Consider the following 24005-nt stretch of genomic DNA (forward strand, 5'->3'; position numbering starts at 1 on the left):
ATGGCGACTAACCGTTCCCAGCGTCTGCGCAAAAAACTGTGCGTTGATGAATTCCAAGAGCTGGGTTTCGAACTGAACCTGGACTTCAAAGAAGACTTGTCCGAAGAAGCCATTGACGCTTTCCTCGAAGCATTCATCAAAGAAGCCATGGAAGCCAACGGTCTGGGCTATGTCGGCGGCGACGACTTCGGTCTGGTGTGCCTGCAGAAGCGTGGCTCGGTCAACGAAGAGCAGCGCGCTGCCGTTGAAGCCTGGCTGAAAAACCGTAGCGAACTGACCGGCATGACCGTCAGCCCGCTGCTGGACGTCTGGTATCCGGAAAAGCCGATCAACGCGGCTAAGTGATACTGAAAAAAACGGCGACCTGAGGGTCGCCGTTTTTTTTCGTCTGGGGTTTGGGTGTTCGGCTTGGGATTTGTGGTGAGTCTGCCCCTCACCCCAGCCCTCTCCCGAAGGAGAGGGAGCCGATATGTAGGCTTTTCAAAATTTGAGTTCGACTCGGTATCCCACTTCGGCGTATGTCTTCCAAGCACCTCGGTCAGTCCCCTCTCCCTCCGGGAGAGGGCTAGGCGGGCGGCGTTCCGATGAGGGGCTTTTGATCTTAAGCTTTGCGCCAATTCAGAATCACCACCGTCAAAACCCCCGCCACAATCCCCCAAAACGCCGAACCAATGGAAAACAGCGTCAACCCCGACGCCGTGACCATAAAGGTAATCAGCGCCGCTTCGCGCTCCTTCACTTCGGTCATGGCAATGCTCAAGCCATTGATGATCGAGCCGAACAGCGCCAGCGCGGCAATCGACAGCACCAGTTCTTTCGGCAGTGCGGCAAACAACGCCGCCAACGTTGCGCCAAACACCCCGGCAATCCCGTAGAAAATTCCGCACCACACGGCGGCGGTGTAGCGTTTGTTGCGATCTTCATGGGCGTGCGGCCCGGTGCAGATCGCCGCGCTGATCGCTGCCAGGTTGATGCCGTGGGAGCCAAACGGCGCCAGTAACAATGAGGCGATGCCGGTGGTGGTGATCAGTGGCGAGGCTGGGACGTTGTAGCCGTCGGCGCGCAGCACGGCGATGCCGGGCATGTTCTGCGAGGTCATGGCCACGACGAACAGCGGGATGCCGATGCTGATGGTTGCGGCCAGCGAGAAGTGCGGGGTGGTCCACACCGGCGTCGCCACTTCCAGATGAAAGCCGCTGAAATCCAGCAGGCCCATGAAACCGGAGAGTGCGGTGCCGATCAGCAGTGCCGCCAGCACGGCGTAACGCGGTGACAGGCGTTTGACCACCAGGTAGGTGAAGAACATCCCCAGCACCAGCCCGGTGCGGTGTTGCGCAGCGACGAAGATTTCGCTGCCGATCTTGAACAGAATCCCCGCCAGCAACGCGGCCGCCAGCGAGGCCGGGATCTTCTTCACCAGGCGTTCGAAGCTGCCGGTCAGGCCACAGATCGTTACCAGCACCGCGCAGGTGATGTAGGCGCCGATGGCCTCGCCATAACTGACACCACCCAGACTGGTGATCAGCAGGGCCGCGCCCGGTGTCGACCAGGCGATGGTGATCGGCGTGCGGTAGCGCAGCGACAGGCCGATCGAGCACACCGCCATGCCGATCGAGATTGCCCAGATCCACGAGGAAATCTGCCCGCTGCTCAGGCCCGCCGCTTGTCCGGCCTGAAACATCAGCACCAGTGAGCTGGTGTAGCCAGTCATCATTGCGATGAACCCGGCGACGATGGCTGAGGGCGAAGTGTCGGCGAGCGGGCGTAGCCGGGTGTAAGTGGCGTCATTCATGACGGCGGTGTTCCTTATACAGATGAAGATCCCCGCCACAACATAAACCCTTGTAGGAGTGAGCCTGCTCGCGATTGCGGTATATCAGTCGAATCATTGCTGAATGACACACCGCTATCGCGAGCAGGCTCACTCCTACAGTGGATTGTGTGTAAAAGGCGGATTCTGCGATCAAGCCTAAACTCAATCGTAACGGATCGTTGCAATACAGCCGTGGTCACAAACAGCCATACAGTCGTGTTGCCACCATCCATTGTGTACAATCGCGCTGTTTTTTACGCGATACTTGCCAGCGACCTACTGTGCCGTATTACAGTCACGGTCTATTCGCCGCAGTTCTCCCGACTCGAGTGCCCATGAACGAACAGTTGCAACCCCTCAAGAAACAACCGCGAGCAGGCAAAGCCGGCCGCAGCGGAACCCAGGACGATATTGTCTATGCGCATATCTTCGAGGCCATCCTCGAACAGCGTCTGGCGCCCGGCACAAAATTGAGCGAAGAAGCGTTGGGGGAAATCTTCGGGGTCAGCCGCACCATCATTCGCCGCGCGCTGTCGCGTCTGGCCCATGAAGGCGTGGTGCTGTTGCGGCCGAACCGTGGCGCCGTGGTTGCCAGCCCGAGCGTTGAAGAAGCGCGTCAGGTGTTCATGGCCCGCCGTCTGGTGGAGCGCGCGATCACCGAGCTGGCCGTGCAGCACGCCACCGCCGAGCAGATCGCCGAATTGCGCCAGATGGTCAACGACGAGCGCGACAGCTTTTCCCGTGGCGATCGCGGTGCCGGTATCCGTCTGTCGGGCGAATTCCACCTGAAACTGGCGGAAGCGGCGAAAAACGCACCGTTGATCAGCTTCCAGCGCAGTCTGGTGTCGCAGACATCGCTGATTATCGCCCAGTACGAAAGCGGCAACCGCTCGCATTGCTCCTACGACGAGCACACCCAGTTGATCGACGCCATCGAAGCGCGCAACGGTGAGCTGGCGGTAGACCTGATGATGCACCACATGGACCACATCGACAGCAAGCTCAACCTTGACGAGGAAAGTGCGTCAGATGACCTGCACGCGGTGTTCTCGCATCTGTTGCAGACCAAGAAGCCTGGGCGTCCGGCGGCCAAGCTCTGACTGACCAATAGAAAAATCCCCCGCAGCTGAAAAATTGCGGGGGATTTTTTTTGCCTGTCTGATCGTTCCCACGCAGAGCGTGGGAACGATCATGGGGCGGGGGAAAATTAGCGCTGATGCACCAGCGCACCCGCCGCATACGTCTGCTGCACCGTGCGGTCATCCCCCAGCGTCATCAACACAAACAACGTCTCGGCAATGTTGTTGGCCTGCTTCAGGCGGTAACTGAGCAGCGGCGTGGCGTGGTAATCCAGCACCAGGAAGTCGGCGTCGGAACCCGGTTGCAGGTTGCCGATCTTGTCTTCCAGGCGTAGCGCCCGCGCACCGCCGAGGGTCGCCAGGTACAGCGACTTGAACGGGCTCAGGCGCGCACCCTGCAACTGCATGACTTTGTAGGCTTCGTTCAGGGTTTGCAGCAGCGAGAAACTGGTGCCGCCGCCGACGTCAGTGCCCAGGCCGACATTCAGTTTGTGTTTTTCGGCCATCGGCAGGTTGAACAGGCCGCTGCCAAGGAAGAAGTTCGAGGTCGGGCAGAACGAGATCGCCGAGCCGGTCTCGGCCAGACGCGCGCATTCGTCGTCGCACAAGTGCACGCCGTGAGCAAATACCGAACGCTCGCCGAGCAACTGGTAGTGATCGTAAACGTCGAGGTAGCCCTTGCGCTCCGGGAACAGCTCCTTGACCCACTCGATTTCCTTGAGGTTCTCACTGATGTGGGTCTGCATGTACAGATCCGGGTACTCGGTGAGCAACTGGCCGGCGAGGGTCAGCTGTTCCGGGGTGCTGGTCGGGGCGAAACGCGGGGTGACTGCGTAGTGCAGGCGGCCCTTGCCGTGCCAGCGTTCGATCAGCGCCTTGCTCTCGACGTAGCTCGATTCGGCGGTGTCGGTCAGGTAGTCCGGCGCGTTGCGGTCCATCATCACCTTGCCGGCGATCATCCGCAGATCTAACTGCTCAGCCTTTTCGAAAAACGAGTTCACCGACTGCGGGTGCACGCTGCCGAACACCAGTGCGGTGGTGGTGCCGTTGCGCAGCAGTTCCTTGATGAAAATGTCCGCGACATCGTCGGCGTGGGCCTTGTCACCGAACTGGCTTTCGCACGGGAAGGTGTAGGTGTTGAGCCAGTCGAGCAGTTGCTCGCCGTAGGCACCGACCATGCCGGTTTGCGGGAGGTGGATGTGCGTGTCGATGAAGCCCGGGGTGATCAGCGCGTCTTTGTAGTGCTCGATCTCGATGTCCGCCGGCAGGGTCGGCAGCAGTTCGCTGGCGTGGCCGAGGGCGCTGATCTTGCCGCCATCGACCACCAGCAGGCCATCCTCGAAATATTCGTAGGAGGCTTCGATCCCGACTTCGGCGGGATCGGCGATGCTGTGCAGGATGGCGGCGCGGTAGGCTTTGCGAGTCAGAGGCATGAGGGTTCTCTAATCAGTTTGAGGCTTTGAGTTTGGCGGCCTGACTGCGCCGCGAAACCGGCAGCAGCTTGGCAATCGGTTCGGCGCTGGCAGTCTGCTGGCCGAAGTTGGCGTTATAGGTGGCGATGATTTCGCCGGCGATGGAGATGGCGATTTCCACAGGCAGTTTGCCTTTGACTTCGCCGATGCCCATCGGGCAGCGCATGCGCTGCACGACGCCGCTGTCGAAGCCGCGATCACGTAAACGGTGTTCGAACTTCGCGCGTTTGGTCTTCGAACCGATCAGGCCGAAGTAGGCGAAGTCGTTGCGCTTGAGAATCGCGGCAGTGAGTTCAAGGTCGAGCTGATGGTTGTGGGTCATGACGATGCAATAGCTGCCGGCGGGCAGCTCATCGATTTCATCCACAGGCTCTTCGGACACGATTTTACGCACGCCGTGGGGGATGTGTTCGGGGAATTCGGCATCGCGCGAATCGATCCAGCGCACCCGGCAGGGCAGGCTGGCGAGCAGCGGCACCAAGGCGCGGCCGACGTGGCCGGCACCGAACACGGCGATTTGCGCCTGTACCTGGCCCATCGGTTCGAACAGCAACACGGTGGCGCCGCCGCAGCACTGGCCAAGGCTGGCGCCGAGGCTGAAACGCTCGAGATGGGTGTCCTGCTTACCGCTGGCGAGCATCTCGCGGGCGATCTGCATGGCTTTGTATTCCAGATGCCCGCCACCGATGGTGTCGAAGGTCTGATTCGCGCTGACGACCATTTTCGACCCGGCATTGCGTGGGGTCGAGCCGAGTTCTTCGATGATCGTCACCAGAACGCAGGGTTCGCCCTGGTTCTGCAGGTCGGCGAGGGCGTCGATCCAGTTGTACATACACACCTCTCAGATCGTTCCCACGCTCTGCGTGGGAATGCATCACTGGACGCTCCGCGTCCGCTGTTCAGGATGCGACGCAGAGCGTCGCGGGCTGCATTCCCACGCAGAGCGTGGGAACGATCATCAAACAACCTCGGTTTCAGCTTCGACGGCTTTCACCGCTTTGAGCTGACGCATCTGCTCGCAACCCCACAACACCCGCTCCGGCGTCGCCGGGGCATCAATCTGCGGCTGATGCTTGTAGTCACCGAGGCTCGCCACTGCGTCCTTGATCGCGCACCACGACGCAATCCCGAGCATGAACGGCGGCTCGCCGACAGCCTTGGAATGGAACACCGTGTCTTCCGGGTTCTTGCGGTTTTCCACCAGTTTCACCCGCAGGTCGAGCGGCATGTCCGCCACGGCCGGGATCTTGTAGCTGGCCGGGCCGTTGGTCATCAGCTTGCCCTTGTTGTTCCAGACCAGCTCTTCCATGGTCAGCCAGCCCATGCCCTGGATGAAACCGCCCTCGACCTGACCGATGTCGATCGCCGGGTTCAGCGAGGCACCGACGTCGTGGAGGATGTCGGTGCGCAACATCTTGTACTCGCCGGTCAGGGTGTCGACGATCACTTCGCAGCACGCCGCGCCGAAGGCGAAGTAGTAGAACGGCCGACCCCGGGCCTGGCTGCGGTCGTAGTAGATTTTCGGGGTCTTGTAGAAGCCGGTGCTCGACAGCGACACCTGATTGAAATACGCCAGCTGGATCAGCGCTTCGAAGGTCAGGATGTGGTCACGCACGCGCACGTGGCCGTTGTGGAATTCGACGTCTTCTTCGCTGACCTTGTAGTGCCGCGCAGCAAATTCCACCAGCCGCTGCTTGATGATCTCGGCGGCGTTCTGCGCGGCCTTGCCGTTGAGGTCGGCACCGCTGGAGGCGGCGGTGGGCGAGGTGTTCGGCACCTTGTCGGTGTTGGTCGCGGTGATCTGCACGCGATCCATTTCCACCTGGAACACTTCGGCTACGACTTGCGCGACCTTGGTGTTCAGGCCCTGGCCCATTTCCGTGCCGCCATGGTTCAGGTGAATGCTGCCGTCGGTGTAGACGTGCACCAGTGCGCCGGCCTGATTGAGGAAGCTTGCGGTAAACGAAATGCCGAATTTCACCGGGGTCAGCGCCAGGCCTTTTTTCAGGATCGGGCTGTTGGCGTTGTAGCGGCGGATCGCTTCGCGGCGTTCGTGATACTGGCTGCTTTCTTCAAGCTCGGCGGTCATTTCCTCGAGCATGTTGTGCTCGACGGTCTGGTAGTAGTGGGTGACGTTGCGCTCGGTCTTGCCGTAGTAGTTGGCCTTGCGCACAGCGAGTGGATCGAGGTTGAGGTGACGGGCAATCGCGTCCATCACTTCTTCGATCGCGACCATGCCTTGCGGGCCGCCGAAACCCCGGTAGGCGGTATTCGATGCGGTATTGGTCTTGCAGCGGTGACCATTGATCGTCGCATCGCCCAGGTAGTACGAGTTGTCCGAGTGGAACATCGCGCGGTCAACGATCGACGCGGACAAGTCCGGCGAGCAGCCGCAGTTGCCGGCCAGGTCCATGTTGATCCCGTGCAGGCGCCCGGTGCTGTCGAAGCCGACGTCGTACTCGACGTAGAACGGGTGGCGCTTGCCGGTCATCAGCATGTCTTCGACGCGCGGCAGGCGCATCTTGGTCGGCTGGCCAGTGAGGTGCGCGACGACTGCGCACAGGCACGCCGGGCTGGCAGCCTGGGTTTCCTTGCCGCCGAAACCACCGCCCATGCGACGCATGTCGACGACGATTTTGTTCATCGACACGTCGAGCACTTCGGCGACCAGTTTCTGCACTTCGGTCGGGTTCTGCGTCGAGCAGTAGACGATCATGCCGCCGTCTTCGGTGGGCATCACCGAGGAGATCTGGGTTTCGAGGTAGAAGTGTTCCTGGCCGCCGATGTGCAGCGTGCCTTGAATGCGGTGTTCAGCGGTCGCCAGTGCGGACACCGAATCGCCGCGCTGATGGGTGTGGCTGTCGAGCACGAAGTGGCGTTTGCGCAGGGCCTCGACCACATCGAGTACCGGCTCCAGATCTTCGTATTCGATGATCGCGGCCATCGCCGCTTTGCGTGCGGTTTCCAAGTCTTTCGCGGCAACGGCGAGCACCGGTTGGCCGACGAATTGCACGTCGTCGATGGCCAGCAGCGGGTCGCCCGGCATCAATGGGCCGATGTCTTTCAGACCCGGCACGTCTTCGTGGGTAATGGCGATGCGCACGCCTTCGAAGGCGTAGCAGGGCGAGGTGTCGATGCTGATGATTTTCGCGTGGGCGCGGTCCGACATGCGTGCATAAAGGTGCAGCTGGTTCGGAAATTCCAGACGATCATCGATGTACTGCGCCTCACCGGACACGTGCTTGGCGGCGCTGTCGTGCTTGACGCTGCGGCCAACGCCGGTGGTCAGGTCCCTGGCGAACAGTTCAGCCAGTTCAGCTTGAGTTTTCTCTACGCCGTGATGGTTAGACATAAGCGGTCACCCGAGTCTCGATGTGCGGTGTTTGCAGTTCGATGAAGTATTTGCGCAGCAGGTTCTGCGCGCTGAGCAGGCGATATTCCTTGCTGGCGCGGAAGTCCGAGAGTGGTGTGAAGTCTTCGGCCAGTGCGGCGCAGGCACGTTCGACCACGGCGTTGTTGAACGGCGCACCGATCAACACGGCTTCGCAGTGGGCGGCACGTTTCGGGATCGCGGCCATGCCGCCGAACGCCATGCGCGCATCGGTGATTACACCGTTCTCGACGCGCAGATTGAACGCGGCGCAGACGGCGGAGATGTCGTCGTCCAGACGCTTGGAGACTTTGTAGGCACGGAACAACTGCTCGGCGCTGGCGCGCGGCACGATGATCTTTTCGATGAACTCACTTTCCTGGCGCGCGGTGACCTTGTAGTCGATGAAGTAATCTTCCAGGTTCAAGGTGCGGCGGGTTTCACCTTTGCACAGCACGACCTGTGCGCCGAGGGCGATCAGCAGCGGTGGCGAATCACCGATCGGCGAGGCGTTGCCGATGTTGCCGCCGAGGGTGCCCTGGTTGCGGATCTGCAGGGAGGCGAAGCGGTGTAGCAGTTCGCCGAAGTCCGGGTACTCGGTGTTCAGCGCTTCGTAGCAGTCGGAGAGGGCGGTGGCGGCGCCGATTTCGATGCGGTCATCGAAGATTTCGATGCGCTTCATTTCCGCGACATTGCCGACGTAGATCATCACCGGCAAGGTGCGGTGGAACTGCGTGACTTCCAGCGCCAGATCGGTGCCGCCGGCCAGCAGCCGCGCTTGTGGATAAGCGTCATAGAGATCTGCCAGATCAGCCACGGTCAGCGGCACCAGGCAGCGCTTGTCGCCGCTGTTGAGTTCGCCGATATCGGTCGGGGCGATGGTTTTGAGGCGGGCGATGGTCTCGGCTTCGCGGGCATCGAACTGATCCGGTTGCTTGCCACAGCACGACTGCTCGGCCGCGGCGAGGATCGGCCGGTAGCCGGTGCAGCGGCAGAGGTTGCCGGCCAGCGCTTCGTGGGCCTTGGCATGATCCGGTGCATCGCTGTTCTTCTGCAGGGCGAACAGCGACATGACGAAACCTGGGGTGCAGAAACCGCACTGCGAGCCGTGGCACTCGACCATGGCTTTCTGCACGCTGTGCAATTCGCCTTTGTGTTTGAGGTCTTCAACGCTGATCAGTTGTTTTCCGTGCAGCGACGAAACAAAGGTCAGGCACGAATTGAGGCTGCGATAGCGAATGTGTTCGCGGCCGTCGTCATCCGTTTGCAACTCGCCGACCACCACGGTGCAGGCGCCACAGTCGCCGCTGGCGCAGCCTTCTTTGGTGCCGGACTTGCCTACATGTTCGCGCAGGTAATTGAGCACGGTCAGATTCGGGTCCAGGGCGTGCTCGCTACGGAGTTCCTGGTTAAGTAAAAACTGGATCACGGAAGGCCTCGCAGACTCATTATTGTTGTTAACCGACTTGAGCCGAATTTAGCAGGTCTGACTTTTCGGTCAATGGTTTTCTGACTTAAAGGTCAGGAAAAACGGTTTTGTCGATTAACGTGTGCTCTATTGAGTATTGACCCTGAGCGGATCCACTGCTTTTTTTGCTTGAATCGTGCCAAAAACCGTCCTGCGGGCACTCCGCCATGAGCCTGCATTTGCGCTACACTGCGCCGCTTGTGCAGATCGAAGAGTTTGAAGGACAACCATGACGTTCAAGGCGCCGGACAGCCTCGCCGAGCAAATCGCTCACCACCTCGCCGAACGCATCATTCGTGGCGAAATGAAGCCGGGAGAGCGCATTCAGGAACAGAAGGTCACGCTGGCCCTCAATGTCAGCCGCGGATCGGTCCGCGAAGCCCTGCTGATCCTCGAACGCCGCCACCTGATCGCGATTCTGCCGCGACGTGGCGCCCATGTCACCGAACTCACCGCGCACAAGGTGCAGAGCCTGTGCACGCTGATGAGCGAGCTGTACATCCTGCTCGGCAACGCGGTCGCCAATGGCTGGCAGACCCAGGCCGACATGGCGCCGTTCGTGCAGATCCAACAGCGTCTGACTGCCAGTTACGAGCGTCAGGACATCCGCACCTTCGTCGACGACAGCTTCAGCGTGATGCGCGCTGCGTACCCATTCGCCAACAACGCGTACCTGCAAGAGACCGTCGAGAACCTGCAGCCGGCCATGAGCCGTGCGTACTTTCTCGCCCTCGAACAGCGCAAGGCCGAAATGAGCGAGTTCCTCGAGCTGTTCGAACGCCTGCTGGCCGCTGTCCTCGCCCGTGATTTGCCGCAGATCCGCACCGTGCTGACGGCTTACGCCCAGCGCAGCTGCGATCTGGTGGTTTCCGCCCTGACGGTTGCCTGAGCGTGCGGCTAAAGTGCATCAAACTGGCGGGGTTCAAGTCCTTCGTCGACCCGACCACGGTGAACTTCCCCAGTAACATGGCGGCGGTCGTCGGGCCGAACGGTTGCGGCAAGTCGAACATCATCGACGCCGTACGCTGGGTGATGGGCGAAAGCTCGGCGAAAAACCTGCGTGGCGAGTCGATGACCGACGTCATCTTCAATGGCTCGACCAGTCGCAAACCCGTGAGCCAGGCGAGTATCGAACTGGTGTTCGACAACTCCGACGGCACGCTTCTGGGCGAATACGCGGCCTACGCGGAGATTTCCATCCGCCGCAAGGTGACCCGCGACAGCCAGACCACTTATTACCTCAACGGCACCAAATGCCGTCGTCGCGACATCACCGATATCTTCCTCGGCACCGGCCTCGGTCCGCGCAGCTATTCGATCATCGAGCAGGGGATGATCTCCAAGCTGATCGAGTCCAAGCCCGAAGACCTGCGCAACTTCATCGAAGAAGCAGCGGGTATCTCCAAGTACAAGGAGCGCCGGCGCGAGACCGAAAACCGCATCCGCCGTACCCACGAAAACCTCGCGCGTCTGACCGACCTGCGCGAAGAGCTCGAACGCCAGCTCGAACGCTTGCACCGTCAGGCCGAGTCCGCCAAGAAGTATCAGGAATTCAAAGCCGAGGAGCGTCAGCTCAAAGCGCAACTGTCGGCCTTGCGCTGGCAGGATCTCAACGAACAGGTCGGCCAGCGCGAGTCGATCATCGGCACCCAGGAAGTCAGTTTCGAGGCGCTGGTCGCCGAGCAGCGCAATGCCGATGCGGCCATCGAGCGCCTGCGCGACGGACACCATGAACTGTCCGAACGCTTCAATCTGGTGCAAGGGCGCTTCTACTCGGTCGGCGGCGACATCGCCCGGGTCGAGCAGAGCATTCAGCACGGCCAGCAACGCCTGCGCCAGTTGCAGGACGATCTGAAAGAAGCCGAACGCGCGCGCCTGGAAACCGAATCGCACCTGGGCCACGACCGTACGTTGCTGCTGACCCTCGGCGAAGAGCTGGACATGCTCGTGCCCGAGCAGGAGGTCACCAGCGCCGCTGCCGAAGAAGCCGCCGCTGCGCTGGAAGATTCCGAAAGCGTCATGCACGGTTGGCAGGAGCAGTGGGACACGTTCAACCTGACCGCCGCCGAACCGCGGCGTCAGGCCGAAGTGCAGCAGTCGCGTATCCAGCAGCTGGAAACCAGCATGGAGCGCCTCGCTGACCGGCAGAAACGCCTCGGCGAAGAGCGCGCGTTGCTCTCGGCTGATCCGGAAGACGCGGCGATCATGGAGCTCAACGAGCAGCTCGCCGAGTCCGAAGCGACCCTCGAAGATTTGCAGACCAGCGAAGAAGCCCAAGTCGAAAAACTCGAACAACTGCGTCAGGAATTGCAGCAGGCGCTGACCGCGCAGCAACAGGCGCAGGGCGATTTGCAGCGCCTCAACGGTCGTCTCGCGTCTCTTGAAGCCTTGCAGCAAGCCGCGCTGGATCCGGGCACCGGCACCGCCGAATGGCTGAAGGAACACAACCTCACCGAGCGCCCGCGTCTGGCCGAAGGCCTGAAGGTCGAAGCCGGTTGGGAACTGGCGGTGGAAACCGTGCTCGGCGCCGATCTGCAAGCGGTGCTGGTCGACGATTTCAGTGGTTTCGATTTATCCGGTTTCACTCAGGGCGATCTGCGCCTGCTCAGCCCCGGCAATGATGGTGTGCGAGCGGCGGGCAGCTTGCTGGATAAAGTCGACGCGCAGATCGATCTGTCGCCGTGGCTCGGTCAGGTCAAACCGGTCGACAGCCTCGAGCAGGCATTGTCCTTGCGTGGGCAATTGAGCGCCGGCGAGAGCCTGATCAGCCGCGACGGTTACTGGATCGGTCGGCACTTCCTGCGTGTGCGTCGGGCCAGCGAAGCGGAAAGCGGCATGCTCGCTCGTGGTCAGGAAATCGAAGCGCTGCACCTCGAACGCGAGGAGAAAGAAGCCACGGTCGAGGCCATGGAAACCCGTCTGCAAACCCTGCGTGCGCAGCAGCGTCAGCAGGAAAACGGCCGCGAGCATTTGCGCCGTTTGCTGCAAGACGAAGCCCGTTCGCAAGGTGAGTTGAAAGCCCAGTTGTCCGCCGGCAAAGCCAAGGCCGAGCAGTTGACTTTGCGCCGCACGCGTCTTGATGAAGAGTTGGTCGAACTCGGTGAACAACGCGAGCTTGAGCACGAACAGGTTGGCGAAGCGCGCATGCAATTGCAGGAAGCGCTGGATGCCATGGCGCTGGACACCGAGCAGCGCGAATTGCTGCTGGCCCAGCGCGACAGCCTGCGCGAACGCCTCGACCGCGTGCGCCAGGAAGCGCGGCAGCACAAGGATCACGCCCATCAATTGGCGGTGCGCCTCGGCTCGTTGCGCGCGCAGCATGACTCTACGCGTCAGGCGCTGGAGCGTCTGGAAATGCAGGCCGAGCGCCTGACCGAAAAGCGCGAACAGTTGAGTCTGAATCTGGAGGAGGGCGAAGCGCCGCTGGAAGAGTTGCGCCTCAAACTCGAAGAACTGCTCGACAAGCGCATGAGCGTCGACGAAGAACTCAAGACCGCACAAATCGCTCTGGAAGACGCCGACCGCGAATTGCGCGAGGCGGAAAAACGCCGGACCCAGGCCGAGCAGCAATCGCAACTGATCCGCGGCCAGCTCGAACAGCAACGCATGGAATGGCAAGCGCTGACCGTGCGGCGCAAGGCCTTGCAGGATCAACTGCTCGAAGACGGCTACGATCTCAATGGTGTGCTCGCGACATTGACCCCCGAGGCCAGTGAACGCGCCGCCGAAGATGAACTCGAACGGATCAATGCGCGGATTCAGCGCCTGGGCGCGATCAACCTCGCGGCCATCGACGAGTACACGCAACAATCCGAGCGTAAACGTTATCTGGATGCGCAGGACGCCGATCTGGTCGAAGCGCTGGAGACCCTGGAAAACGTCATTCGCAAGATCGACAAGGAAACCCGTAACCGCTTCAAAGATACCTTTGATCAGATCAATGGCGGTTTACAGGCACTTTTTCCAAAAGTTTTCGGTGGCGGGCGCGCGTATTTGGAACTGACGGGCGAAGATCTACTCGATACAGGGGTAACGATCATGGCGCAGCCGCCAGGGAAGAAGAACAGCACCATCCATTTGCTCTCCGGCGGGGAAAAAGCCCTGACCGCGCTGGCACTGGTTTTTGCCATCTTCAAGTTGAACCCGGCGCCGTTCTGCATGCTCGATGAGGTTGACGCGCCACTGGATGACGCTAACGTTGGACGCTACGCACGATTGGTTAAAGAAATGTCGCAGACCGTGCAGTTCATCTATATCACCCACAACAAGATCGCCATGGAAATGGCTGATCAACTGATGGGGGTGACGATGCACGAGCCGGGTTGTTCGCGACTGGTTGCAGTGGATGTCGAGGAGGCGATGGCGATGGTGGACGCCTGAGTCAGCGTGGTGTCGGAAAGGTAATTTGGTGTTGTAGGACTTTTTTACCGGGTTCGACTTGCTGGCCAATCGACATATTCGCGCAAGCCAATGAGACAGACGGTGTAAAGTTGTCTTTGGTCGTGCTAGTTTAATGTCAATTTTTCGTATACGTGGGCAAAACGCCTGTCAGAACATAGAGTTGGCGCCACGTTTTAAAGCGGTTTGCACAGTGTAAACCCCTTATTTTTCAGCATTTTTTATAGAGGCACGGGATTACATGGAAATCGGTCTGCGCGAGTGGCTGATCGTCATCGGCATCATTGTGATAGCCGGTATTCTTTTCGATGGCTGGCGCCGTATGCGCGGCGGCAAGGGAAAACTGAAATTCCGTCTTGACCGAAGTCTGTCCAACCTGCCGGACGAGGACACCAGCGCTGAGCTGTTGGGCCCGGCCCGTGTTCTGGACACGCATAAAGAGCCACAACTGGACGAACACGATCTGCCGTCGGTGAGCATGCCGGCCCGCGAAGCACGCGAGCCTCGCGAATCCGGCTCGAAACGTGGCAAGCGTGGCAGCAAAGGTTCGGCGCAGGGCGACTTGAACCTGGATCTGGATCTGGACGACGGCCCGAGCTTCAGCAGCCGTGACGACGATTTCGTTGAAGACACCAAGCCTGCGCCTGCCGTGGTCGACAAAGACCAGCCGCAAGCCGAAGAAGTGCTGGTGATCAGCGTGATCTGCCGTGACGCTGCCGGCTTCAAAGGCCCGGCGCTGTTGCAGAACATTCTGGAAAGCGGTCTGCGTTTTGGCGAGATGGACATTTTCCACCGCCACGAAAGCATGGCCGGCAACGGCGAAGTGCTGTTCTCCATGGCCAATGCGGTCAAGCCGGGTATCTTCGATCTGGACGACATCGACCATTTCAGCACCCCGGCAGTGAGCTTCTTCCTCGGCCTGCCAGGCCCGCGTCATCCGAAGCAGGCCTTCGACGTGATGGTGGCGGCAGCCCGCAAGCTGTCCCAGGAACTGAACGGCGAGTTGAAAGATGACCAGCGCAGCGTTCTGACCGCGCAAACCATTGAGCATTACCGTCAGCGTATCGTCGAATTCGAACGCCGCGCGTTGACCCAGAAACGCTGATTGAAAAGATTGCCTCATCCCCAAGAGGCAGTCGGCAATATAGATTGAGCAGCCTCGGCTGCTCTTTTGCTTTATGAGAGAACACCCATGACCGCCGCCAAAAACCGCATCCTAGAACTGCGCGCTGAACTCGATCAGCACAACTACCGTTACCACGTCCTCGACGAGCCGAGCATTCCGGACGCCGAGTACGACCGGTTGTTCCACGAGCTCAAGGCGCTGGAAGCGGCCAATCCGGAACTGATCACCAGCGACTCACCGACCCAGCGCGTCGGCAGCGTGGCCCTGACCGCGTTCACCCAAGTGCGTCACGAAGTGCCGATGCTCAGCCTCGGCAATGCCTTCGAAGAAACCGACATGCGCGAGTTCGACCGCCGGGTGACTGAAGGGCTGGATCTGCCGGCCGGTGATCTGTTCGGTGGCGGTGCGGCGGTGGAGTACAGCTGCGAACCGAAGCTCGATGGCCTGGCGGTCAGCCTGCTGTATCAGGACGGCGTATTGGTACGCGGCGCCACGCGCGGCGACGGCACTACCGGTGAAGACATCAGCGTCAACGTGCGCACCGTGCGCAACATCCCGCTGAAGCTGCATGGCGAAGGCTGGCCCGCGACCCTGGAAGTGCGCGGCGAGGTGTTCATGTCCAAGGCCGGTTTCGAGCGCCTCAACGCCTCGCAGTTGGAGGTCGGCGGCAAGACCTTCGCCAACCCGCGCAACGCCGCGGCCGGCAGCCTGCGTCAGCTGGATTCGAAGATCACCGCCAACCGTCCGCTGGAATTCTGCTGCTACGGCATAGGCCAGGTCTCCCACGATATTTCCGACACCCACATCGGCAACCTCAAGCAATTGCAGGCGTGGGGCATGCCGATCAGCCATGAGCTGAAACTGGCCAAAGGCATCGGCGAATGCCTGGATTATTACCGCGACATCGGCGAACGACGTAACGCGCTGGCCTACGAAATCGACGGCGTGGTGTTCAAGGTCAACCGCATCGCCGATCAACGCGAGCTGGGCTTCCGCGCCCGCGAACCGCGCTGGGCGATCGCGCACAAATTCCCGGCGATGGAAGAGCTCACCGAGTTGCTCGACGTGGAATTCCAGGTCGGCCGCACCGGCGCCGTGACTCCCGTGGCGCGGCTGAAACCGGTCAAGGTCGCTGGCGTCACCGTGGCCAACGCCACGCTGCACAACATGGATGAAGTGGCGCGTCTGGGCCTGATGATTGGCGACACCGTGATCATCCGCCGCGCCGGTGACGTGATTCCGCAAGTGGTACAAGTGGTCATGGACCGTCGTCCCGAGAACGCACGGTCCGTGCAGATTCCCGAGAGCTGCCCGGTCTGTGGTTCCCACGTCGAGCGCACGCAACTGGTCAAGCGCAGCAAAGGCAAGGAAACCATCAGCGAAGGTGCGGTGTACCGCTGCGTCGGCCGTCTGGCCTGTGGTGCGCAACTGAAACAGGCGATCATCCACTTCGTGTCGCGCCGCGCCATGGACATCGAAGGTCTCGGCGACAAGAGCGTCGAGCAACTGGTTGACGAAGGTCTGGTCAGTTCGCCGGCCGATCTGTATGCGCTGAAATTCGACGATATTGTCGATCTGGAAGGCTTCGCCGAGGTGTCCAGCAACAAACTGCTGGCGGCGATCGAAGACAGCAAGAAGCCGGGGCTGGCGCGTTTCATCTACGCCCTCGGCATTCCCGATGTCGGCGAAGAGACGGCCAAGGTCCTGGCGCGCTCGCTCGGTTCGCTGGAGCGTGTGCAGCAGGCGTTGCCGCAAGTCTTGACCTACCTGCCGGACGTCGGGTTGGAAGTGGCTCATGAGATTCACAGCTTCTTTGAAGATGCGCACAACCAGCAGGTGATCGCCGAGCTGCTGGGGCACGGTCTGCAGATTCAGGATCAGGGCGAGTTGGGTGCCGAGTTCGCGGCCAGCACCACGCTGGGTGGCTTCCTCGACAAGCTGCACATTCCTTCGGTTGGCCCGGGTGGCGCGCAGAAACTGGCGGACAAGTTTGGCTCGCTGGAAGCGGTGATGAATGCTGACTGGCTGGATATGCGTCAGGCCTTGCCGGAGAAGCAGGCGAATTCGGTGCGCGAGTTTTTTGCTGCTCCTGAACATCGTCAATTAGCTGAAGAGTCCGAGAAACAACTGCGTGATTTCGGCATGCACTGGCAGAGCGAGAAGAAAGTCGTCGAAGGTTTGCCGCTGTCCGGCGAGACCTGGGTGCTGACCGGCAAGGTTGAGTTGATGAGCCGTGATGTCGCCAAGGAGCATCTGGAAAGCCTCGGCGCCAAGGTCGCTGGTTCGGTGTCGGCGAAGACTCATTGTGTGGTCGCGGGCCCCGGCGCCGGTTCCAAGCTGACCAAGGCCAATGAGCTGGGTGTAAAAGTGATGGACGAAGAAACCTTCATCGCCTTCCTCAAAACCCACGGCCTGAACGTTTGATCGTTCCCACGCTCCCGCGTGGGAATGCCGCCCCGGACGCTTCGCGTCCGCTGTGACGCAGAGCGTCACTGGATGTACTCCCACGCAGAGCGTTGGAACGATCAGCCCGCGGGAATGATCTAGTCTTGGCAAGCCCCAGGGAGAGATCGCCATGTACCGCTTTTTCGAGCAACTCAGTTCTCGCATCGTCGCGCCGTTCATGGGCGAATCTTCACGCAACAGTAAAATCTGGCCGTGCCGCTGCGGCCAGTCACTGTTCTTTCGCAACAGCCAGTGCCTGGCCTGCAATGCGGCGCTGGGCTATCAGCCTGAAGAAAGTCGCATCACTTCATTGTCGCCCGGTCTGGAGGAGGGCACCTGGACGCTGGATGCCGATCCTGATGCCGGACTCTTTCGCCGCTGTGCCAACCTCGACACCCCCGCCGCCTGCAATTGGCTGCTTGCCGCCCATGTTGATGATGCCTTGTGCGTCGCCTGCAGCCTCAATCGCACTATTCCCGATCTGTCCGCCCCGGAAAATCCCGAGCGCTGGCGCAAAGTCGAAATCGCCAAGCGGCGCCTCGTCGCGCAATTGATCACCCTCGGCCTGCCGGTCATCCCGAAAAGCGTGGATGAAGACACCGGCCTGGCCTTCGACTTCATCGGCGTCGACCTTGAAGGCAACGCGCCGATGACCGGTCACGCCAACGGCCTGATCACCCTCGACATCAAAGAAGCCGACGACGCCCACCGTGAGCAGGTGCGGGCGGCGATGCATGAACCCTATCGCACGCTGCTCGGGCATTTCCGGCATGAGGTCGGGCATTACTATTGGGATCGGCTGATTGCCAACGGGCCGTGGCTCGAAGCCTTTCGCAGCCTGTTTGGCGATGAACGCGCCAGCTACGCCGAAGCGCTCGACCGTCACTACCAGCAGGGCGCGCCGCTAGACTGGCCGCAGCATTACGTCAGCGCCTACGCGACCATGCACCCGTGGGAAGACTGGGCGGAAACCTGGGCGCATTACCTGCACATGATGGACGCAGTGGACACAGCGTTGGGCTTCGGCATGAGTGCGCGGGAAATGGATTTCGACTACCAGCCGTTTCCGCCCAGCACCCTGTACGACCCACAGCACCCCGGCGGCGCGGCATTCCTGTCGTTCGTCAACGCGTGGATCGAGCTGGCGGGCATGCTCAACGAGTTATCGCGCAGCATGGGCCAGCCGGATTTCTACCCGTTCGTGCTGCCGGCGGCGGCGATTGCCAAGCTGCACTTCATCCATCTGGTGATCCAGCAGGCGGGCGGCAGGGCAGACGAGGTGCTCCAGGCGCAATAGCAAGTGCTTGAAGCCCTTCATATTTTTTATCTGAAACCAACGGTTGTAACTTCGCTTCAGATAGGTACAATGGCGCGGCTCGCCGACAGGTGAGTGTCGTTATGGTGACCCCATCGGTCCCCCCGCAACGATTACCCGTGAACCTGGTCAGAGCCGGAAGGCAGCAGCCACAGCGGGAACATTGTGTGCCGGGGTGTGGCTGGTGGGGTTACCACCTTAACGAACATCGAAGGCTTCAACAGAACTGCATGGGTTTCGCCCACTGCGGTTTTTTTATGCCTGCGATTTGAGGCTTCGCGCCAGCCCCTGTGGGAGCGAGCCTGCTCGCGAAGGCTGCATCCCCAATGCCTGTTCGGCCATCGTTGCGCAACAGTGGCATACTCCACCGTCTTGCTGCGCGCGTCGTTGACAAGTTCGCGCCCTGGCTACGAGGTTGTATGCACCCGGAACATCACGATTTATCCACCGCCGTTTATTTGCCCGTGACGGATGAAACCTGCACGAGCCTGTTGCAGCCCGAGGGCGCGAAAACCCTCGGCGAGCTGACGGATGCGCAACTGGCCGCGGTGCTGGTCATCCAGAATCTGGCCCAGGCGGCCGAAAAGGATCTCAACGCCGCAGCGGCGGAGAAGGTCCTGGCCAGGCTGATCGCGTGGGCGGTCGATGGCCGGGCAGGGTTATTGTCCGAGGCGCAGCGACTGTTCGATCCCCGCCAGTTGTACTTCGGGCTGAACGCCATCCGGCGACTGAACCTGCGGCTGCTGTTGGCCGACGAAGTCTCGGCGCAGGATTATCTGCTGCCCGATGGCAAATGGGATAACGAGTTCAAGACGCGCCACCACGCCGCCAACAATCCGTTCAGCCAACAGATGATCAGCCCCATCCAGCGCGAGCGCTGGCTGAGCGCTGCTCAAGACAAACTGGTCAGGACCTTCCGCGCCAATCTGGACGAAGACCTGCACGTGCAGGGCTACGCCGGGATCGGCAAGAGCCATCTGCTCGGGGCCTTGACCGAGTGCCTGGACCCCAGGAAAACCCTGCTGCTGGCGCGCACCCCGGAAAAACTCGCGACCCTCTGCCAGCGCATGGGCGTGACCGCTGACCGCAAGCCCGGCATCACCTTCGAAGCCTTCGCGCGCGGGCTGATTCACGGCCGCAAACCGCAGCCGGCAGGCGCGGGCGGCAGATTGGCGAGCAAGCAGAAGGTGGCGCAGGAGCTGAATATCCTCGGCTTTCGCGGCCATGATGGGCAACGCACCTTCAACGTTTGCCTGGAAACCCTCGAGCGCTACTGTCAGTCCCGGGACTACAGCCTGAGCGCCCAGCATCTGCCGTATTTCCAGCTGTCGTTGTCCAGTCTCGAATCCAAGGTGCTGCTGGAATATTCCAGCCGCGTCTGGACTTACCTCGAGGCCAACCCGGCATGGGGCCGACAGACTGGCTTCGAAGCATTGTTGTTGATCAAGCGCGCGGGTCTGGCCGGCTGCGTGGTGCCGCCTCGCTATACTCACGTGCTGATCGACGAGAGTCAGGACATTCCCGCCTCGCTGCTGCAGATCATCGAACGCGGCCGCCAGGTGCTGATCACCTTGGGCGATGAGTACCAGCACGCCAGCCGCGATCTGGTCAGAAGAAAGCGCGAAGTGCGCCAGAGCGATATCACCTATTCGGTCCGCTCGGGGCGTAACGTCGAGCGTCTGGTCAATCCGCTGATTTCCCGGCACTCGGAAAAGACCAAGGTGCCTTTCGAAGGCGCGCGCGAGGCGGACGTCGGTATCGAGTTTTATCCACAGGGCTTTGTGCCGCCTGAAGGTTGCGTGGTGCTGACGGCGTCAGCGTGGGACACGATGCAGTGGGCCATGCAATTGCACGATGCCAATTGCTTGTTCAGCTTTGCCGACATGCAAGCGCAGCGCGACCTCGAACACTTCATGACCACCGCCATCGAGCTGTTCAGGGTCGACTTCTACAGTGCCGAGCACAGCGAGAAGGGGCCGCATCGGTATTTCAGCGACTTGCCCGACTGGCATCAGGTGCGCGATGCCAATCAGTTCGACGAGGCGTTTCTGTGGGTCGAGGCCGAGTTGCAAAAGGGCTTCAAGGTGGCGGATCTGACCCGCCTGAACCGGATGATCGGTGGCCCCGGCAAAAGCTGTCTGCTGATGCAAGCGCAGGACGCGGGCGGCATGGAGTTCGACCGGGTGCTGCTGACGCCCGAGCTGCTGACCAACGTCAAGTTCAAGGACGCCTATGCGTTCGATGAGCGGATCTGCGCCGTGTACATCGCCATCTCCCGCGCCCGACAACAGCTTTATCTGCCGTACGACGTGGTCGAATGGATCGAGTTTCACGACTACCAGAAATTCCGCGAGTCGCACGGCTACTGATTGCCTGGCGACAATCCCCTGTAGGAGTGAGCCTGCTCGCGATGGCGTCATATCAGTTGACATCAATGTCGGCTGAACCACCGCTATCGCGAGCAGGCTCACTCCTACAGGGGTTATGGGGTGTTTTCAGAGGATCCGGTATACAACCGAATAATGTCATCAATCTCCCCCGACATTTTCATCCGCAGCAACGTACGCAAGATCCGCTGCACCGGCACCTGCGGGTCATTCCTCACGTAACAGCCGACATGCTGCTCCTGCAGCACCGCCACCCCGTGCAACTGCTGTCCGGACAGCAGGCGCTGGTTGAACCAGTCCAGCGTCCATTGATTGCTTACGGCGTAGCGGTAACGGCCGGCCAGCAGTTTTTCCAGTACCTGATCCTGATTGCGTGCGTCTTCGCGCAGTAGTTTGTCGGCGTCGAACAGCGGTTGCAGGGTCGGGTAAATGTAGCCGAGCACGGTGCCGATCGATTGGCGGGAGAGGTCGGCGGGATCGACATCGGGCGATTGATCCTGGCGGCTGATCAGCAGGTCGCGCTGGAACAGCAGCGGAATGCTCCAGAGGTAATCCCCGGACTGATTCGGCAGCCATGATTGTGCGGCATAGCAGCGCACATCGACTTCACCGCGCTCCATGGCGTTCTGTACCCGGGCGCGTGGCAGCACGTGAAATTCCGCCGGTACGCCGACCTGGGTCGCCAGGCTGAGCATCATGTCGTGGAGGATGCCCTGGGTGGGTCGGCCGCGTTCCAGCTGCACCATCGGCATCGCCCAGCTGTCGGCCACGACGAAGCGCAGCGGCGGTTCGGACGCGTTCACGCTCAGACTGATCGCCAATATTGCTCCCAAGGCCCAACGCATAAATGCTCCGATGAGTCCCGATCCCGAGCTGATATTTCCCCGCCAACAGCAGCTTAGCCAGATTAGACGAGCACACCGGATGCAATTTTGCCCTTGCTCCGCTAGCATTAGCCGCTTCAGCTTCCTTCGTTGCGACGGTTTTCGATGAGTTATCAGGTTCTTGCACGTAAATGGCGTCCGCGCTCGTTCCGCGAAATGGTCGGCCAGACCCATGTGCTCAAGGCTCTGATCAATGCCTTGGACAGCCAGCGGCTGCACCACGCCTACCTGTTCACCGGTACGCGCGGGGTCGGTAAGACCACCATTGCGCGGATCATTGCCAAATGCCTGAACTGTGAAACAGGTATCACTTCCAGCCCCTGCGGCGAGTGTTCGGTGTGTCGTGAAATCGATGAGGGCCGGTTCGTTGACCTGATCGAGATCGACGCCGCGAGCCGGACCAAGGTCGAAGACACCCGCGAACTGCTCGACAACGTGCAGTACGCCCCGAGCCGTGGGCGCTTCAAGGTCTACCTGATCGACGAAGTGCACATGCTCTCCAGCCATTCCTTCAATGCGCTGCTGAAAACCCTTGAAGAGCCGCCGCCGTACGTCAAGTTCATCCTGGCGACGACGGATCCGCAGAAACTTCCGGCAACGATTTTGTCGCGCTGCCTGCAGTTCTCCCTGAAGAACATGACGCCGGAGCGCGTGGTCGAGCATTTGACCCACGTGCTGACGGCCGAAAGCGTGCCGTTCGAAGACGACGCGCTGTGGCTGCTCGGTCGCGCCGCTGACGGTTCGATGCGGGACGCCATGAGTCTGACCGATCAGGCCATCGCCTTCGGTGAAGGCAAGGTTATGGCCACCGACGTGCGGGCGATGCTCGGCACGCTGGATCACGGTCAGGTCTATGACGTGCTGCATGCGTTGATCGAAGGCGATGCCAAAGCGTTGCTCGAAGCCGTGCGCCACCTGGCCGAGCAAGGCCCGGACTGGAACGGCGTGCTCTCGGAAATTCTCAACGTGTTGCACCGTGTCGCCATCGCCCAAGCGCTGCCGGAAGGCGTCGACAACGGCCATGGCGACCGTGATCGGGTGTTGGCGCTGGCTCAGGCGCTGCCGGCCGAAGATGTGCAGTTCTATTACCAGATGGGCCTGATCGGCCGCCGCGACTTGCCGCTGGCGCCGGATCCCCGTGGCGGTTTCGAAATGGTCCTGCTACGGATGCTGGCCTTCCGGCCGGCGGACACCGCGGACGCCCCGAGGCAACCGCTAAAGCCAGTGGGGATCAGCCAGGCCACAGTTGATTCCGCAAACTCAGTGGCTGCCGCGCCGAAGGTTGCGCCGGTAGTCGCTGCGGCTATTGCGCTGACGCCTGCACCGGTTGTTGCCCCAGCGCCAGTGGCGACCCCGGAACCCGTGCCTGCCGTGGTAGCTGAGTCCGCGCCTGCGCCAGAACCGCAGCCAGAGCCCGAGCCGGTCGTCGCCGAAGAGGTCGTCGATCTGCCGTGGAACGATCCGGTCGAACCCGAGCCAGAATCCGCGCAGCAACCGGCCGTCGAACCGGTGCTGGAAACCACCGCCGAGCAGCCCGAGTTGCCGCCGATGCCGCTGCCAACCCCGGACAGCGTCGTCCCGGAGGCACCTGAGTGGGCCGCTGCGCCGATTCCCGAGCCGTCGGTCGCCGACGTCGATGCCGCCACACCGGGCATGGACCTGGACGACGAGCCACCGCTGGACGAAGACTACATTGAGCCGGACATGGATTCGGCTTACAGCTACCTCGACGACCTGGCCAGTGAACACACCGCCGAGCCGGCCCCGGAACCCGAACCGGAGCCTGCCGCCGCACCGGCTACCGGTCTGGCGTTGCAATGGCTGGAAATGTTCCCGCAACTGCCGATCTCCGGCATGACCGGCAGCATCGCCGCCAACTGCACGCTGATCGCGGTCGATGGCGATCATTGGCTGATGCACCTGGACCCGGCGCACAGTGCACTGTTCAACGCCACGCAACAGCGGCGCCTGAACGATGCGCTGAACCAGTTCCACGGCCGTCCGCTGACCTTGACCATCGAGCTGATCAAGCCCGAGCAGGAAACCCCGGCGCAGGCCGCGTCCCGCCGTCGGGCCAACCGTCAGCGCGAAGCGGAGGAATCGATCCACGGTGATCCGTTCATCCAGCAGATGGTTCAGCAGTTCGGTGCGGTCGTGCGACACGATACTATTGAACCTGTCGACGCTCTGGTCGCTCAGGGCTAATAACTGAAGGCGCTCGGCGTGCAATCGCCGGGCGCTGTTTTGA

At 61.1% G+C, this 24005-nt stretch carries 15 protein-coding genes and 1 other RNA gene; 10 read left to right on the forward strand and 6 right to left on the reverse strand.

All coding sequences use genetic code 11. From position 1 onward, the window contains the following. A complete protein-coding gene (locus QMK55_RS22750; RefSeq protein ID WP_003223308.1) occupies positions 1-345 on the forward strand; it encodes a YggL family protein in 345 nt (114 codons plus the stop codon). A 256-nt stretch (positions 346-601) separates the two neighbouring features. On the opposite strand, the gene QMK55_RS22755 is transcribed toward QMK55_RS22750, so the two are convergent. Next, positions 602-1792 (reverse strand): benzoate/H(+) symporter BenE family transporter, encoded by a 1191-nt coding sequence (locus tag QMK55_RS22755; protein ID WP_320329998.1) that lies wholly within the window; start codon positions 1790-1792, stop codon positions 602-604. Between the two features lie 356 nt (positions 1793-2148). Here QMK55_RS22755 and QMK55_RS22760 point away from each other — a divergent pair, with 356 nt between their 5' ends. After that, entirely contained in the window at positions 2149-2913 is a 765-nt protein-coding gene (locus QMK55_RS22760; protein ID WP_007961054.1) for a GntR family transcriptional regulator, read from the forward strand. 107 nt (positions 2914-3020) lie between these two features. Here QMK55_RS22760 and guaD read toward each other — a convergent pair whose 3' ends face one another. From guaD to xdhA, 4 genes are all read right to left on the reverse strand, one after another. Next, positions 3021-4325 carry a guanine deaminase gene (gene guaD / locus QMK55_RS22765; protein ID WP_320329999.1) on the reverse strand — a complete coding sequence of 435 codons (1305 nt, stop codon included), beginning with the start codon at positions 4323-4325 and terminating at the stop codon, positions 3021-3023. A 13-nt stretch (positions 4326-4338) separates the two neighbouring features. Beyond that, positions 4339-5196, reverse strand: a complete 858-nt coding sequence (gene xdhC / locus QMK55_RS22770) for a xanthine dehydrogenase accessory protein XdhC (RefSeq protein WP_320330000.1) — start codon at positions 5194-5196, stop codon at positions 4339-4341. Positions 5197-5322: 126 nt separating this feature from the next. Then, complete coding sequence (gene xdhB / locus QMK55_RS22775) at positions 5323-7716, reverse strand: xanthine dehydrogenase molybdopterin binding subunit (protein ID WP_102358967.1); 2394 nt, start codon at positions 7714-7716, stop codon at positions 5323-5325. After that, positions 7709-9163, reverse strand: coding sequence for a xanthine dehydrogenase small subunit (xdhA, locus tag QMK55_RS22780; RefSeq protein WP_320330001.1), 1455 nt, complete (start codon positions 9161-9163; stop codon positions 7709-7711). The genes xdhB and xdhA overlap by 8 nt, the downstream gene beginning before the upstream one ends. 268 nt (positions 9164-9431) lie before the next feature. On the opposite strand from xdhA, the gene QMK55_RS22785 reads away from it, so the two are divergent. From QMK55_RS22785 to QMK55_RS22815, 7 genes are all read left to right on the forward strand, one after another. After that, entirely contained in the window at positions 9432-10091 is a 660-nt protein-coding gene (locus tag QMK55_RS22785) for a GntR family transcriptional regulator (RefSeq protein WP_320330002.1), read from the forward strand. A gap of 2 nt (positions 10092-10093) precedes the next feature. Beyond that, a complete protein-coding gene (gene smc / locus QMK55_RS22790) occupies positions 10094-13582 on the forward strand; it encodes a chromosome segregation protein SMC (protein WP_320330003.1) in 3489 nt (1162 codons plus the stop codon). 259 nt (positions 13583-13841) lie between these two features. After that, complete coding sequence (gene zipA, locus QMK55_RS22795) at positions 13842-14705, forward strand: cell division protein ZipA (RefSeq protein ID WP_102358971.1); 864 nt, start codon at positions 13842-13844, stop codon at positions 14703-14705. 87 nt (positions 14706-14792) lie between these two features. Continuing rightward, on the forward strand, positions 14793-17150 hold the full coding sequence (gene ligA, locus QMK55_RS22800) for an NAD-dependent DNA ligase LigA (protein WP_320330004.1): 2358 nt from the start codon (positions 14793-14795) through the stop codon (positions 17148-17150). 151 nt (positions 17151-17301) lie between these two features. After that, the gene (locus QMK55_RS22805) at positions 17302-18468 is read left to right on the forward strand and encodes a putative zinc-binding metallopeptidase (protein ID WP_102358113.1); all 1167 of its coding nucleotides are present in this window, start codon (positions 17302-17304) and stop codon (positions 18466-18468) included. A gap of 111 nt (positions 18469-18579) precedes the next feature. Continuing rightward, an RNA gene (gene ffs / locus QMK55_RS22810) (signal recognition particle sRNA small type) lies at positions 18580-18676 on the forward strand. Positions 18677-18905: 229 nt separating this feature from the next. Further along, positions 18906-20855, forward strand: coding sequence for a hypothetical protein (locus QMK55_RS22815; RefSeq protein WP_102358114.1), 1950 nt, complete (start codon positions 18906-18908; stop codon positions 20853-20855). A gap of 113 nt (positions 20856-20968) precedes the next feature. Here QMK55_RS22815 and QMK55_RS22820 read toward each other — a convergent pair whose 3' ends face one another. Then, a complete protein-coding gene (locus QMK55_RS22820; RefSeq protein WP_320330005.1) occupies positions 20969-21718 on the reverse strand; it encodes a transporter substrate-binding domain-containing protein in 750 nt (249 codons plus the stop codon). Between the two features lie 144 nt (positions 21719-21862). Between QMK55_RS22820 and dnaX the strand changes: the two genes are divergently transcribed. After that, a complete protein-coding gene (dnaX, locus tag QMK55_RS22825; protein ID WP_102358117.1) occupies positions 21863-23962 on the forward strand; it encodes a DNA polymerase III subunit gamma/tau in 2100 nt (699 codons plus the stop codon). Positions 23963-24005: the final 43 nt, after the last annotated feature.

This window comes from Pseudomonas sp. P8_229, from assembly GCF_034008635.1.
Lineage (GTDB): Bacteria > Pseudomonadota > Gammaproteobacteria > Pseudomonadales > Pseudomonadaceae > Aquipseudomonas.

What these genes read in the sequence shown, in the direction of transcription:
- QMK55_RS22750 (WP_003223308.1), top strand. Translation starts at nt 1, where the DNA reads ATGGCGACTAACCGTTCCCAGCGTCTGCGCAAAAAACTGTGCGTTGAT.
- QMK55_RS22755 (WP_320329998.1), bottom strand. Translation starts at nt 1,792, where the DNA reads ATGAATGACGCCACTTACACCCGGCTACGCCCGCTCGCCGACACTTCG.
- QMK55_RS22760 (WP_007961054.1), top strand. Translation starts at nt 2,149, where the DNA reads ATGAACGAACAGTTGCAACCCCTCAAGAAACAACCGCGAGCAGGCAAA.
- guaD (WP_320329999.1), bottom strand. Translation starts at nt 4,325, where the DNA reads ATGCCTCTGACTCGCAAAGCCTACCGCGCCGCCATCCTGCACAGCATC.
- xdhC (WP_320330000.1), bottom strand. Translation starts at nt 5,196, where the DNA reads ATGTACAACTGGATCGACGCCCTCGCCGACCTGCAGAACCAGGGCGAA.
- xdhB (WP_102358967.1), bottom strand. Translation starts at nt 7,716, where the DNA reads ATGTCTAACCATCACGGCGTAGAGAAAACTCAAGCTGAACTGGCTGAA.
- QMK55_RS22785 (WP_320330002.1), top strand. Translation starts at nt 9,432, where the DNA reads ATGACGTTCAAGGCGCCGGACAGCCTCGCCGAGCAAATCGCTCACCAC.
- zipA (WP_102358971.1), top strand. Translation starts at nt 13,842, where the DNA reads ATGGAAATCGGTCTGCGCGAGTGGCTGATCGTCATCGGCATCATTGTG.
- ligA (WP_320330004.1), top strand. Translation starts at nt 14,793, where the DNA reads ATGACCGCCGCCAAAAACCGCATCCTAGAACTGCGCGCTGAACTCGAT.
- QMK55_RS22805 (WP_102358113.1), top strand. Translation starts at nt 17,302, where the DNA reads ATGTACCGCTTTTTCGAGCAACTCAGTTCTCGCATCGTCGCGCCGTTC.
- QMK55_RS22815 (WP_102358114.1), top strand. Translation starts at nt 18,906, where the DNA reads ATGCACCCGGAACATCACGATTTATCCACCGCCGTTTATTTGCCCGTG.
- QMK55_RS22820 (WP_320330005.1), bottom strand. Translation starts at nt 21,718, where the DNA reads ATGCGTTGGGCCTTGGGAGCAATATTGGCGATCAGTCTGAGCGTGAAC.
- dnaX (WP_102358117.1), top strand. Translation starts at nt 21,863, where the DNA reads ATGAGTTATCAGGTTCTTGCACGTAAATGGCGTCCGCGCTCGTTCCGC.